The sequence below is a fragment of the Acetobacter estunensis genome (genome assembly GCF_011516945.1).
Classification (GTDB): domain Bacteria; phylum Pseudomonadota; class Alphaproteobacteria; order Acetobacterales; family Acetobacteraceae; genus Acetobacter; species Acetobacter estunensis.
In genome coordinates this window covers 19334-32861 of sequence record NZ_WOTH01000004.1, presented here as the reverse complement: position 1 = coordinate 32861, position 13528 = coordinate 19334, and the positions used below count along the sequence as shown (strand labels likewise).

Here is a 13528-nt window from a genome sequence, read left to right as displayed (position 1 = left end):
CCATTCAGGAGCGCCGTTTTTCATGAAATCGATTGCCGCTGTCAGCGTCGGCCAGCGTTTTCGCTACGGATCAACGTGCCAGACCCAGATTGCGTGAACAGTTCCAGCAGACACGCATGCGGCACCTTGCCGTTGACGATCACTGCCGCCCTGGCTCCTGCCTGCACAGCCTTGAGACAGGTTTCCACCTTGGGGATCATGCCGCCCGAGATCATACCGGATTCGATGCCCTTACGCGCTTCCTCCGCCGTCAATTCGGGGATGAGCTTGCCCTTCTCATCCAGCACGCCCGGCACATCGGTGAGCATCAACAAACGGGACGCATGGACGGCACCGGCAATCGCACCCGCCACCGTATCGGCGTTGACGTTGAACGTCTCGCCATGATGCCCACCCGCAACCGGCGCGATCACAGGAATCAGACCTGAACCTGAAAGAGCATACAGAACCTGCGGGTTGATCTCGTCCGGTTCGCCCACAAACCCCAGATCCACCGTCTCGAACTTGCCTGTGGCAGGGTTTTTCACCTTCCGCTCCAGCTTGCTGGCGCGAACAAGACCACCATCCTTGCCGGAAATACCCACAGCCAGCGCGCCCGCTTCATTGATGAGCGTCGCCACCTGTTTGTTGACCGATCCGCACAGCACCATCTCGATGATGTCGATAGCGGACGCGTCCGTCACACGCAGGCCGTCCACAAAGGACGACTTCACCTGCAACCGCTCCAGCATCTGATTGATCTGCGGGCCCCCACCATGCACGACGACGGGATTGATCCCCACCAGCTTGAGCAGCGCTATGTCCTTGCCGAATGTCTCGGCCAGTTCGGGATTGCCCATGGCATGACCACCATATTTCACGACAATCGTGTCGCCCGCATAGCGGCGCAGGAATGGCAACGCTCCAGCCAGCGTGGTCGCCTGTTGCAAGGCATCCGCCATCGGAAGACCTTCCTGCGTCATGTTGTCTTTCCTTCACCTCGATCCGGGAAGAGCCGTGCTCCCGGAGAAAACAATCAGTTCGCCGGTTCCTCGGCAAACGCCGCCAGTTCCGCCCGCAGTTCGGGAATACCGCGTCCGGTCTGACTGCTTGTCGGCAGGACCACCGGATGCGCCGCCGGATGGCGGCTCATTTCCGCCGCAACCTCCCGATACCGGGCTTCTTCAGCCTTCGGTTTCACATCGTCGCATTTGGTCAGCACAACCTGAAAGTTGATGGCCGCCTTGTCGAACAGGTCCATCACCTCACGGTCGGACGCTTTCGTCTCGACACGCGCGTCCAGTAGCAGCACAACACGCCGCAGGTTCGGTCGGCCACGGAGATAATCGAACATCATCCCCTGCCAGTCTTCCTTCACCGATTTCGCGGCCTTGGCGTAGCCATAACCCGGCATGTCCACCAATACGAGACGACCACCCAGGTCGAAGAAGTTGAGCTGCTTCGTACGCCCCGGCTCGGACGACGCGCGCGCGAGGCTTTTCTGTCCTGTCAGCGCGTTGATGAGACTGGACTTGCCCACATTCGAGCGGCCCGCGAACGCCACCTCCGGCGCATCGGACACCGGCAACTGGGAAATGTTCTGCGCGCCGTGAAAGAACTCGCACGGACGCGCGAACAGCAGACGTCCCGCCTCGATCTGCTCGGGCGAAAGCGTCAGCGAGGCCGAGAAATCACGTCCGTCGGCTTCTCCCATGCTCAGCCTTTCCTTCCGGTCTTCTTCGGCGGTGGAATGATCTCGGGCTGCCCCTTCTTGCGGTCATGCGCGCGCTTGATGACGAACTGCTGAACCACCGTGAGAAGGTTGTTCCAGCAGTAGTAAATCACCAGACCGACCGGCTGACGCGCCATGAAGAACGTGAAGACGAACGGCATCATCATGAACACGGTCTTCTGCGCCGGATCGATCGTCGCCGGATTGACCCGCTGCATCAGCCAGATGGTCAGACCGTAGAGGATCGGCCATACGCCCAGCCACAGCCACGATGAGATATGCGTGGGATCGAACGGCAGCAGTCCGAACAGATTGAACAGGTTGGTCGGGTCCGGCGCGGACAGATCGTGAATCCATCCCACGAACGGCGCGTGACGCATCTCGATGGTGACGTAGAGCACCTTGTAGAGACACCAGAATACGGGCGCCTGAATCAGCAGCGGCAGACAGCCGCTGGCCGGGTTCACGCCCTCTTCCTTGTACAGCGCCATGATGCGCTGGTTCATCTGGACCGGATCGTCCTTATACCGCTCGCGGATCTCCTTCATGCGCGGCGCGACGTCGCGCATCGCGGCCGCCGAACGGAAGCCCTTGGAGGCAAGCGGGAAGAACACCGCCTTGACGATCAGAGTGAAGGTCAGCAGCGCCAGACCGAAATTGCCGAAGAACTGATACAGCGTATCCAGCACGAAGAAGACGGGCCGTGTGAGGAACGAGAACCAGCCGAAATCCACGGCCTTCCAGAAGTCCGGAATGTTCAGATCGTGCTGATAGCGCTCCAGCAGCCGCACTTCCTTGGCGCCCGCGAACACATGCGAGACGCTCTGCGCCTCGGCATTGGGTGCTGCCACCAGCGGATTACGTGCCGTAAAGCCGACCTGATACGCTCCATCCGGCGTATCGAAACCATAAGTGCCGGTCACTTCGCTGGTCTGATCGGGCACAACAGCCGCCAGCCAGTATTTGTCCGTGATACCGGCCCAGCCGCCAGTGCCCGCCTTGGTCCACGACACATAGTTCGGCGCCGTGGAACCATCACGCAGCGACTTGTAGGATTCTTCGCCCAGACGTCCGCCGATGACCGAGATCGGGCCTTCATGGACCAGCATCCCGCCTGTCTCTTCCGGCGTGTATCCCCGCACGACGCGCGAATACGGCACCAGAGCCACGGCGCTGCCGGTCACGTTGCGAACCTTCTGCGTCACGGTGAACATATAATCACGGTCGATCGCGAGATCGATCTCGAACGTCAGGCCCGCGCCATTGTCCCAGGTCAGGGCAACCGGAGCATCGGAGCCAAGCTTCGGGGCCGTCGCCGTCCACAGCGTATGTGCGTCCGGCAGGCGCACGGTGGCGCCGGGAGAGGCATACCAACCGAACTCGACGTAAGTCGGCTCCTTCTCGCCATGCGCTTCAAGCACGCGAACGAGCGGACTGTGGGGCTTTACCGTCTCATGATAGTTGCGCAGCACGAGATCATCGAGCCGCGCACCACGCAGATTGATCGAGCCACTCACATCCACCGCATCGATTGGCAGACGGGCCGGAGTCGCGTTCGCTTCATCTTCCGGCTGGCGCGTGGCCGCCGTCACCGCAGTGGGCGACGCTGGCGCACCCTGTTGGGTGGCGGTCTGCCCCTGAATGGCCGCCGGGGTCTTGTTCTCCGGCATGAAGTAGTCGAAACCGATCAGCACCAGCGCCGACAGGATGGTCGCCAGTATTACGCGTCTGATATCCATACCGAGCGGCTGGCCTTCTCTGCTTCTCGTGACACTCCGAGCCAGCCCCCACGCAAGGGTCCGGCATGATCGCGCTCTCTCATACCTCAATTGCGCACGATTGCCAGATGCCGGGGCAAACTATGTGCGTGTGGGATCTTTCTCACGAACGGGCGGCACCGGATCGTAACCGCCTTTTACCCATGGATTGCAGCGCAGGATGCGGCGAAACGTCAGCCAGCCACCACGCCAGGGACCATGACGCTGCACAGCCTCGATGCCGTAGCAACTGCAAGAAGGGTGATAACGGCAGTTCGGACCGACCACTGGCCGGAAGACCACCTGCCAGATCTTCATAAAACCAACGAGACCGCCGGACACCAGCCGCGACAGCGAACCGCTCACGCAATCACATCCGTCTTGCGCAGGGCGCGACGAAGATCGTCCACCAGATCGGTGAACACACGACGCCGCGTGCCGTCACGACCGATCAGCACAAGATCCACGCCTTGCAACGAGGTTTCGCGCTCCACCATCCGCATCGCCTCACGCAGACGACGGCGCGTGCGGTTGCGCACCACGGAGTTGCCGACTTTTTTTGTCACGGTGAAACCAACGCGGGCCACTCCATCGTCATCGCGACGGAGCGCCTGCAAAACCAGCCCCGGCATAGGCGCCTTGCGCCCTTTGGACGCAAGGGCAAGGAACTGGCTGCGTTTTTTCAGGCGGGTCGAGCGTTGGTGCCCGGAGTCGCTGACATCCGTTTCGACCCGTCCTGTCATGTCTAAGCCCGCGGCTCAGGCAGAAAGGCGCTTGCGGCCCTTCGTGCGGCGGTTCGCGAGAACGCGGCGGCCACCAACGGTGGCGGAACGGGTGCGGAAGCCGTGGCGACGCTTACGGACCAGCTTGGACGGTTGATACGTGCGCTTCACGGCGACACTCCTCGGATGATTCTCAAATCAATTACGAAAGCAGGCTATCCGGATTCGTTCCCGACCTTGCCTGGATCGCGGGCTTATAGTCATGTGGCCCTGTTGCGTCAACGTCTGCGGGACATGCCCGCGCTCCGAGGAGACCGATGTGCCCCGTGTCCTGCCCGCCCTTACGGTCTTCACCCTCGTGCTCGGTTGCGGGCTTGTCGCGCTGTTCGTGCCACTTCCGCTTTTCGGCCGCGTGCTGCTCATCGCGGCGTCAGCTTTCGTTGCGACGGGCGCGCTGATGTGCCTGACCCAGCCGCCAGCCCTGCCAGACCCGCACGGCACGGTCGCGCCCGCCTCCGCCGTCGCCCCCGAGATTTCCCCGCGCCTGCGCCACGATCTGCGTGGTCTCATCGCTCCGGCCATGCTGACCGCCGATCAACTCGCGCTCAGCCCGGATGAGACCACACGCGCCCGTGCCGAGCAGATTCTCGCCGCTCTCGACCGGATGACAGAACGCCTCAAATCCTCAAAAAGCTGAGTCTCAGGCCGCTTCAGGACGCTCGATCAACTCGATCTTGTAACCATCGGGATCTTCCACGAAGGCGATCACGGTCGTGCCGAACTTCACCGGTCCCGCCTCGCGTGTGACCTTACCGCCCCCCGCGCGAACCTTTTCTACAGCGGCCTTCACATCCGGCACACCTACGGCAAGATGACCGAATCCGGTGCCAACGTCATAACCGTCGTCTTCACCCCAATTATACGTCAGTTCGACTTCCGCCTGCCCATGCGCATTGTCGGCGTACCCGATGAACACCAACGTATAACGTCCATCCGGCACCTCGCGACGACGAAGTTCGTGCATGCCGAGCAGCTTGTAGAACGCAAGGCTGGCGTCGAGATTCTTCGTGCGCAGCATCGTGTGCAGGAACGTGCCCATTTTTCTCTCCGATTCAGTGAGACCGTCACCTACCCGACGATCCTTCAACATCTTTGAACTCAGCTTTCCGCGAGTCCCCACAGAAACAGTCCTGCCGCATCCGCTGCTGCGACGCACGCCTGTGGGTCGATCAACAACGTGCCACCCGCCTCGAAAGCGATGCCGGACAGTTTCGCTCTTGCGGCTCCCTCGATGGTTTTTGGCCCGATCGTGGGCATGTCCGCTCGCCGTTCCTGTTCCGGCTTGCACAGCTTGACCAGTACGCCACCAGTACCGGGCTGACGACAGCCAGCCGCCCGCTCCAGCATCGCATCTGTGCCCTCCATGGCCTCGACCGCCAGCACCACGCCGTTCTGCACGACGCAGCCCTGCCCGATGTCCAGCCGCCCCAGCGCCCGCACCACCTCAAGACCCCGCGCAATATCGCTCTGCGCTCCCTCATCGGGTGTGTAACGTCCAAGCGCGCCGACTTTTCCCAGAGACCGGGAAAGAAACTCATGCGCGCCCCGCACGGTGAAGCCTTCCTCACCCAGCACACGCACAAGCGCCCCGAGCAGCCCATCATCTCCCGCGAAAAGCGCGCGACCGAGTCGCGCGAGGATTCGCGCACCTTCCGCATCGGGTCTCAAATCGCGAAAAGACGGCCGCCGCACCGGGCCAATGAGAACGATGTCTCCACATCGGTGCGCACGCAGCTCGGAGAGTATCTGACCGGCCGCCGCCAACCGCACCCAGGCATGCGGCCACGGCGCGACAACGGAAGGCTCAGCAAAATCCTGAAAGGCAATCATGAACACAGGTCGCCCCTGTGCAGCAACGGCCGCCGCCACCTGCCCCGGCAGTGGGCCGCCTCCAGCGAGAATACCGACACACCCGGAGGCGTGCTCCACACGGGGCGTCATGATCCCGCGATCCCTAGCCCGCTTCGGTCTCGCTCGTGGTGAAGCCCGCCTGCGCGATCCGCACAAGCCCGCGGCGACTTTCCCCTTCAATGAAGGCGAGGATTTCGGCCACGCGCGGATCGTCTCCGAATTGTTCGCGCACGAGTCCCAGCCTCTGCGTGAAGACGCCGCCTTCTCCATCGCGCGGATAAAGCAGACGGAAGGCCTGCCGCATCCGGTGACGTTCTTCCAGTTTCACTCCGTGGCGACGCAGCCAGATCCAGTGCAGCCCGACAAGCCGCGCCCGATTGCCCAGCACGCTGCCATAGGGAATGACGTCCGCTTCCACACCGGCCACGCCCCCGACAAGCGCCGCACGCCCAATGCGCACGAACTGATGGATGGCCGCAGCTCCCATCACCCGCGCATCGTCATCGATAGAAACATGACCGCCCATGACCACGTTGTTCACGATGATCACGCGATCGCCCAACGTGCAGTCATGAGCCACATGGGCATTGGCCATAATGAGGCAGTCCGCACCCACATGCGTCAGCCCGGTCCCCGTGGCGGTGCCACGATGGATGGTCACATGCTCGCGCACGACCGTCCGCGCTCCGATTTCACAGCGCGTCGGTTCTCCGCCGTATTTGAGATCCTGCGGCGCAAGCCCGATCGTCGTGAAAGGAAAATACCGCGAACCCGCACCGAGTCGCGTACGACCATCGACGATGACATTGGCGATCATCTCGACGCCGTCACCCACCTCGACATGAGGACCGATCATGCACCATGGCCCGATCTTCACGCCTGCACCCAGCTTTGCGCCGGACGCCACGATGGCTGTCGGATGGATCACCGTCGGGACATCCTGATCTTTCATGGAAAGAGCCGATGCCCCTGCTTTCGTCGCTTCAGCCAGAACTGCCCCCATTGCCGCCTGTAGGCATTTTTGCTGCTCCCTGCGGCATCTTCTGGTTGCGCAAAATCCAGATGCGCCGCCTCAGTCCATGATCATGGCGCCGAAAGTCGCTTCCGCGACCGAGACCCCATCCACATGTGCCATACCCTTGAACTTCCAGACATTCCCACGCTGGCGCTCTTTCTCCACATGAATACGGAGCTGATCGCCCGGCCCGACAGGCCGGCGGAACTTGGCGTTCTCGATCGTCATGAAATAGACGAGCTTGCCTTCGAAGGCCTTACCAAGGGTCAGAACGACGAGCGTTGCCGCCGTCTGGGCCATTGCCTCCACAATCAGCACACCCGGCATGACGGGGCGTGCGGGAAAATGTCCCTGAAAGAACGGCTCATTGACCGAGACATTCTTCACACCGACAGCCGACTCACCAAGTTCGACGTCAACCATCCGGTCAATAAGCAGAAATGGGTAGCGATGCGGAATCGCTTCCATGATGCGCATGATATCCACGGCGTCAATGTGCGTCGCTTCGCTCGTGCGCTCCTGCATGTCGTGTTTCTGATCCACGTTCCTGAAACCACCCTTGCCACGCGCCCGGACGGCGCTGCTTCAACTCTACTCTCCGCCCGAGCCGGACGTCTCGTCATCCTTCCCCGGACGCTTCGACAGCTTGCGCAATGTCGCCACGTTACGGAAGAACTCCCGAAACGGCATGGCCGGACTGCCGATCACATCCGCCCCAGCCTCCACATCCGACATCACGCCGCATTGCGCGCCAATACGCGCCTTGGAGCCGATGCGGATATGCCCGATCAGACCTGCCTGCGCCGCGACCGTCACAAAATCCCCCAGTTCCGTCGAACCGGAGATTCCTGCCTGCGACACCACGATGCAGCACCGACCGAGCCGGGTGTTGTGGCCAATCTGAACCAGATTGTCGAGCCGCGACCCTGCGCCGATGACCGTATCCTGCACCGAGCCACGGTCAATGGTGGAATTGGCGCCCACCTCGACATCGTGTTCCAGCACCACACGCCCAAGCTGCGGCACCGTCTCGAAACCTTCAGGCCCGACCGCGAAGCCGAAACCGTCCTGACCGATCCGCGCTCCGGGAAACAGCGTCACCCTGTCGCCCAGTGTTGCGTGGGAAACGCTCACATGCGCCCCCAACCGGCAGTGGCTGCCAACCACCACGCCATCCCCGATGACCGCATGAGGGCCAATGATCGTGCCTGCGCCGATTTCAGCGCTCTCGCCAATCACGGCGAAGGGACCGATCTCGCAGGACGGATCGATAACCGCCCCATCCCCGATCACGGCAGAAGGATGGATGCCCGGACGCGCGGAAGGAGCCGGGTGGAACATCCGGGCCACGCGCGACCACGCCAGATAGGGCGTTGAAGAGACAATGGCCGCACTGCCAGCGGGCACACGCTTGGCAAAAGCCGGTCCCACAATGATGAGTCCGGCCTGTGTTCCATCCAGAAGCGCCGCATAGCGCCGGTTGTCGAGGAAACTGACCTCATCGGCCTGCGCGGCCTGAAGCGGACCGATCCCGCCATACAAGCGGTTCACATCCCCGCCGTCACGCGGCGGAAGATACTCCCCGCCCGCGACGTCGGCCAACGCCTCGCCCGTGAACGGCCCGCTACGACCGAAGAAACGCGCATCCGCGACCTTGCCCGACGCAGAGCGCTCACCCGGAGTTTCGCGACGACGGGCCATTCAGCGCGTCTCGCCCGTCATTTCTGCGGCGCGGCCTGGCTGGTCGTCGCCTGCGGGCCCGGCGGCGGGGAAGCCGTGGTGGGCATTTTTCCCGATTTCGCCAGAACCTCAGGATCCTCGCCAGCCGCCGGGATATAGACCTTCGGCAACACGGCGTTGAGCTGCGACGCCACCTCGTTGGTGATGTCCTGCCCATCCACATGCAGAGCGACCTGCTCGCTGTGCAGCACGAGATTCATGCCGTGGGCGCCGGCCACCTTCTGGATGACCTGCACCAGTTCACGCTCGATCTGCCCCAGCGCAACCTGAGCCGCTTCCTGAATGATGCGGTTGCGATCACGGAACTGCCGCTGCGCGTGCATTACCTTGGACTGGAGATTGCGCTCCTGCGTCTGGATCTGATCGGCGGTCATGCTCTTGGCATTGGCCTGCAGCTTCTGCTGCTCCTCACGCCAACCCGCCTGCGCGTGCTGCGCATCACGCGCCAGTTCGTCACGGCGGCCACCCAGTTCGCGCTCGACCTGCTGGCCCGCAAGGGACTGACGCATCACGTCACCCACGCTGATCAGGCCGATGACGGCTGTCGGAGGAGCCGCTTCTTTCGCCACATCGGCAGCGGGCGGAATGGCCGGCTGCGGAAGGACCGGAGGCGGACGCCCGTTACCTTCATCACCACCACCCTCATCGCCACCCTCGTCCGCATCAGGCTGCGGCGCAGGCGCGGGACGTGTCGCATGGGACGGCCCATGAACCGGCGGCGGCACCTGATGCGCCGTCTTGGGCACGAACCACCCGCTGCCACCACCCGCCGCCTGCGCGAAGGCCTCTCCGGATATCAGTGAACTGCCCGCGAGAAGCAGAGAGGAGGCCAGCAGTGTGGCCCGGGAGAAACGAAACATGGTCACCTCAGAATTGCTGGCCGAAGCCGAAGCGCAGAACCTGCGTGCGGTCATTGCGACTGCGCATGATCGGGAAGCCTGCGTCGATATTGAGAAGGCCGAACGGACTCTGCCATGAGATACCGGCACCGGCACTCACACGCGGCGTCAGCGTGTTACCACTCACGCCCTGATAGTAATCGCCGTCCTTGGCTTTATTGGTCCAACGATGCGCCACACGCAATCCGGCAAGACTACCCGTATCGACAAATGCACGCCCCCGCAGACCCATGGAAGATGCATAGGGGATGGGAAAGTGAACCGTGGCCGATCCTGTATAAATAAAGCGGCCACCAAGCAGATCTTCACCGCCACGGACCTTCCCGTTCGGCCCGAGTTCCGGCCATGTCTGACCAATCGCACGCGGACCGGCGCCACCGTCGAGGAAGCCGCGCAGGTTGTTACCACCGAGATAGAAGTTATCGATGATCCACTGCTTGCCACCGCCCCAGTCGGTCATGTAGCCGGTGCCGGCCTTGAACTCGACGGTCCAGTCATGATTGCCCATCAGGTCATCGAGGGGGAGATAATAGGCCGCATCGAACTTGCCACGGACATATTTGGCGTCACCGCCGATACCCGCGAAATCGCCACCCAATCGCAGGATGAATCCCTTGTGCGGCATGATGCGACGGTCACGCGTGTCATACTGAATCGTGGTGCCGAGCTGCGACAGCAGCGAATGTCCCTGATTGTCCAACACGTACTGGGACGAGTGATCCCACACACCGCCAACGTGACGTTCCATCAGGGAGTAGTTGAAGGACTGCGACAGATGGTTCGTATAGGAATAGCCCATACGGAGTGTGATGCCGTACCGGCCTTCCGAATAGTTCTGATACGTCTGGTAACGGTTATTGATGTAGAAAATATCCGCGCCAACCACGAGATTGCGGTTCAGGAAGTACGGATCAGTGAACGAGATATCGGCCTGACGCTCATAATAGGCCATCGTGCCCGAGATACCGGCATCGACACCCGTCCCCAGCAGGTTGTGCTGCTTGAGGCCGATATTGCCGATGATGCCAACGTCCGTGGAGTAACCGCCACCGAGCGAGAATTCACCCGTAGGCTTTTCCACGACACCCGTGGACACATTGACCTTGTCCGGCGCCGAACCCTGCGACTGGGAGATGTTCACGGACTTGAAGTAGCCCAGATCTTCCATCGACTGCTTGGCGTATTTACGCAGAACCGGCGTGTACGGGTCGCCCTCGGCCATCGGCAACTGCCGACGGATCACGTCGTCCCGCGTGACGGTGTTGCCGTTGATGTCGAGACGCTCGACATACATGCGTGGTCCTTCGCTCACATCGAAGAGCAGGTTGACGATGTGCTTCTCGGGATTGCGCGCAATGGACGGACGCACGACCGCGAACGGATAGCCGTCGGCCTGAAGGCTTTCCTCCATATTGGTCGCGTTCTGCTGGATCGCGTTGCCGTCGTACCACTGATTGGGGAACAGCTCGATATACTTACGCAGCGACACGGCTGGCGCATGACGCAGGCTGGAGCGGATATCGATCTTGCCAAGCCGGTAACGCGGCCCTTCCTTGATCGTGAACGTCACGAAGAAGGACTTGCGATCCGGTGACATTTCACCCGTGGCGTTGACCATCTGGAAATCGACAAAACCGTTTGCCAGATAGAACCGACGCAGAAGTTCGCCATCGTATTTCAGGCGCTCGGGATTGTACTGATCGGCCGAGGAGAAAAAGCGATACCACGCCGTCTCCTTCGAGGAGACAACGCTGGCCAGACGGGCTTCGCTGTAGAACTTGTTACCCACGAAGGCGATGCGCTTGACGAGCGTCTGCGGCCCTTCGGAAATGCGGAACACGACGTCCACGCGGTTATGCGCGAGCTTGACGATCTCGGGCGTCACATCCGCGCCATAACGGGCCTTCTGCGCATAAACCTCAAGAATCTTCTGCCGATCGGCCGATGCCTCGTCCGTCGAGAACACCGCACGCGGTCGCAGGGAAATAACCTTGTTCAGGTCTTCATCCTTGGCCGCATGATTACCTTCGAACACGATGCGGTTGACGACCGGATTCTCCACCACGTTGACGATCAGCGTGGTGCCGGACCGCTTGATAGTCACGTCCTTGAACAGGCCGGTGGCATAGAGCGTCTTCAGAGAACGATCGAGATCGTCCTGACTGAACGGGTCTCCCACACGGGAGACCATGTAGGACTGGATGGTGCTTTCTTCGATACGGTCGTTGCCGTGGACCTGAATGTCCTCGATACGGCTGCCGCGCACCACACCTTCGCCAGCAAGCGCTGCTCTGGCAGCCACAGGAGTCTGGTGACGGGGAGCGAACTGGGCTTCGGCTGCATGGGATACGAGCGTCGGCAGTACGAAGACCGACGCAAGCAGAGCCGAACGTTTACTCTTCAACACCAGCACCCTTTCCGTCCAGGAACCATATTGCACGACCAGACCTGCCCCGCGGCGCGGACAGAACACACCGCCGGGAAAGAACGCGGAACACATTCCATTTACGGTTCACGACCCCGGACACACACTCCGCCTCAAGAGGGGAACTATCCGAACTTCCGGTCATTCTGCAAGTCGTCTCATGGGTTTTCCTCGTGCCTCCCTCCAGATCGTGCCGCCAGAACCGGCACCGGGACGCCACGCCTCACCCCATGAGTGCGGCCATCCAGTGAAACAGGCCGAAGCTGGAAAGATCGTTGAAAGTGGAAAACAGGAAAAGCCCCGCAATCAATGCGAATCCGGCCTGAAAACCCACCTCCTGTATTTTCCTCGGCACAGGACGTCCGCGAATCGCTTCCAGAACATAAAAAACCAGCCGTCCGCCATCAAGGATCGGGATAGGGAACAGGTTGATCAGGCCAAGATTGACCGACAGAAGAGCCATGAAGGACAGGATGCTGGCCACACCGTACTGCGCCACCTGCCCGGAAAGCTGGGCAATCCGCAGCGGGCCGCCAAGATCGCGCGGCGTATGGCGTCCGGTCACCATCTGCCACAGCCCGTCGAGCGTCTGCGTGATGGTGTTCCACGTGGCCTTCGCGCCGCTGACGACAGCCTGCGGAAGCGGCTGAGGCTTACCGGCTTGTGTCGCAAACTCGATCCCGAGTTGCCCGATGGGCGCGGCATTCCCCGATGGCGTGATACGTCCGAGCGTGACAGGCAGCGTCACATCCTTGCCGTCACGCTTGACGTGCAGGGTCGTGGCCTGCCCCGGCTCACCCGCCACCAGCTTCTGCACACTCTGCGCGTCAGGCGTGGCCTGCTCCCCCAGAGCAAGAATTGTATCGCCGGGTTTCACTCCCGCCGTCGCCGCAGCCCCATTGGGCATCACCGCAGCGACGGTGTTGCGCACACTTGGCTGACCGCAGAAGGCAAAAAGGAGGAAAAACAGCACGAAAGCGAGCACGAAATTGAACACCGGCCCGGCGGCAATGACGATCATGCGCGAACCGACGGGCTTGTCATGGAACGTCCGCCCCGGCTCCCACGCCGCCTTCTGTTCCTCGGTGGCGTCTTCCGGCCCTTCGAACCCGTGCGGCTTGACGTAACCGCCCAGAGGAATCGGGCCGATGCGCCACTCCGTCCCCACCTTGTCCGTCCAGCGCCACAGCGGCGGACCGAAGCCGATGGAGAACGTGTCCACCTTCACACCGCGCCACCGCGCGGCGAGGTAATGACCGAGTTCGTGGATGAAGACGAGCACACCCAGCACCACGCAAAAGGCCAGTATCGTTCGAATCAGGTCATGCATGGCCGGGTTCTCCTCACT

General features: G+C 61.7%; 15 protein-coding genes. 1 reads left to right on the top strand and 14 read right to left on the bottom strand.

The window, feature by feature from the left end; genetic code table 11:
• Positions 1-41 precede the first annotated feature (41 nt).
• From argB to rpmH, 6 genes are all read right to left on the bottom strand, one after another.
• Positions 42-962 (bottom strand): acetylglutamate kinase, encoded by a 921-nt coding sequence (gene argB, locus GOB87_RS03100; protein ID WP_166313093.1) that lies wholly within the window; start codon positions 960-962, stop codon positions 42-44.
• A gap of 53 nt (positions 963-1015) precedes the next feature.
• On the bottom strand, positions 1016-1693 hold the full coding sequence (gene yihA, locus GOB87_RS03095; RefSeq protein WP_166313092.1) for a ribosome biogenesis GTP-binding protein YihA/YsxC: 678 nt from the start codon (positions 1691-1693) through the stop codon (positions 1016-1018).
• A 2-nt stretch (positions 1694-1695) separates the two neighbouring features.
• Entirely contained in the window at positions 1696-3450 is a 1755-nt protein-coding gene (yidC, locus tag GOB87_RS03090) for a membrane protein insertase YidC (protein WP_166313091.1), read from the bottom strand.
• Positions 3451-3570: 120 nt separating this feature from the next.
• Entirely contained in the window at positions 3571-3834 is a 264-nt protein-coding gene (gene yidD, locus GOB87_RS03085) for a membrane protein insertion efficiency factor YidD (RefSeq protein ID WP_306415893.1), read from the bottom strand.
• Positions 3831-4211 (bottom strand): ribonuclease P protein component, encoded by a 381-nt coding sequence (gene rnpA, locus GOB87_RS03080; protein WP_166313090.1) that lies wholly within the window; start codon positions 4209-4211, stop codon positions 3831-3833. Before rnpA ends, yidD begins: the two co-directional genes overlap by 4 nt.
• A gap of 15 nt (positions 4212-4226) precedes the next feature.
• A complete protein-coding gene (gene rpmH, locus GOB87_RS03075) occupies positions 4227-4361 on the bottom strand; it encodes a 50S ribosomal protein L34 (RefSeq protein ID WP_166313089.1) in 135 nt (44 codons plus the stop codon).
• Positions 4362-4509: 148 nt separating this feature from the next.
• Between rpmH and GOB87_RS03070 the strand changes: the two genes are divergently transcribed.
• Positions 4510-4887 (top strand): hypothetical protein, encoded by a 378-nt coding sequence (locus tag GOB87_RS03070; RefSeq protein WP_166313088.1) that lies wholly within the window; start codon positions 4510-4512, stop codon positions 4885-4887.
• 3 nt (positions 4888-4890) lie between these two features.
• Here GOB87_RS03070 and gloA read toward each other — a convergent pair whose 3' ends face one another.
• The 8 genes from gloA to rseP form a co-directional block, all read right to left on the bottom strand.
• A complete protein-coding gene (gene gloA / locus GOB87_RS03065; protein ID WP_166313087.1) occupies positions 4891-5289 on the bottom strand; it encodes a lactoylglutathione lyase in 399 nt (132 codons plus the stop codon).
• Between the two features lie 59 nt (positions 5290-5348).
• Positions 5349-6191 (bottom strand): LpxI family protein, encoded by an 843-nt coding sequence (locus GOB87_RS03060; RefSeq protein ID WP_166313086.1) that lies wholly within the window; start codon positions 6189-6191, stop codon positions 5349-5351.
• A gap of 13 nt (positions 6192-6204) precedes the next feature.
• Positions 6205-7053 (bottom strand): acyl-ACP--UDP-N-acetylglucosamine O-acyltransferase, encoded by an 849-nt coding sequence (lpxA, locus tag GOB87_RS03055; protein ID WP_242006127.1) that lies wholly within the window; start codon positions 7051-7053, stop codon positions 6205-6207.
• A gap of 120 nt (positions 7054-7173) precedes the next feature.
• Positions 7174-7641: a 3-hydroxyacyl-ACP dehydratase FabZ gene (gene fabZ / locus GOB87_RS03050; protein WP_166313084.1), complete on the bottom strand. Its 468-nt coding sequence runs from the start codon at positions 7639-7641 to the stop codon at positions 7174-7176.
• A gap of 66 nt (positions 7642-7707) precedes the next feature.
• Complete coding sequence (lpxD, locus tag GOB87_RS03045) at positions 7708-8817, bottom strand: UDP-3-O-(3-hydroxymyristoyl)glucosamine N-acyltransferase (protein WP_166313083.1); 1110 nt, start codon at positions 8815-8817, stop codon at positions 7708-7710.
• 17 nt (positions 8818-8834) lie between these two features.
• Complete coding sequence (locus GOB87_RS03040; protein WP_194303190.1) at positions 8835-9716, bottom strand: OmpH family outer membrane protein; 882 nt, start codon at positions 9714-9716, stop codon at positions 8835-8837.
• Positions 9717-9723: 7 nt separating this feature from the next.
• Complete coding sequence (bamA, locus tag GOB87_RS03035) at positions 9724-12159, bottom strand: outer membrane protein assembly factor BamA (RefSeq protein ID WP_242006135.1); 2436 nt, start codon at positions 12157-12159, stop codon at positions 9724-9726.
• A 244-nt stretch (positions 12160-12403) separates the two neighbouring features.
• Positions 12404-13510, bottom strand: coding sequence for an RIP metalloprotease RseP (gene rseP, locus GOB87_RS03030; protein ID WP_166313080.1), 1107 nt, complete (start codon positions 13508-13510; stop codon positions 12404-12406).
• Positions 13511-13528 lie beyond the last annotated feature (18 nt).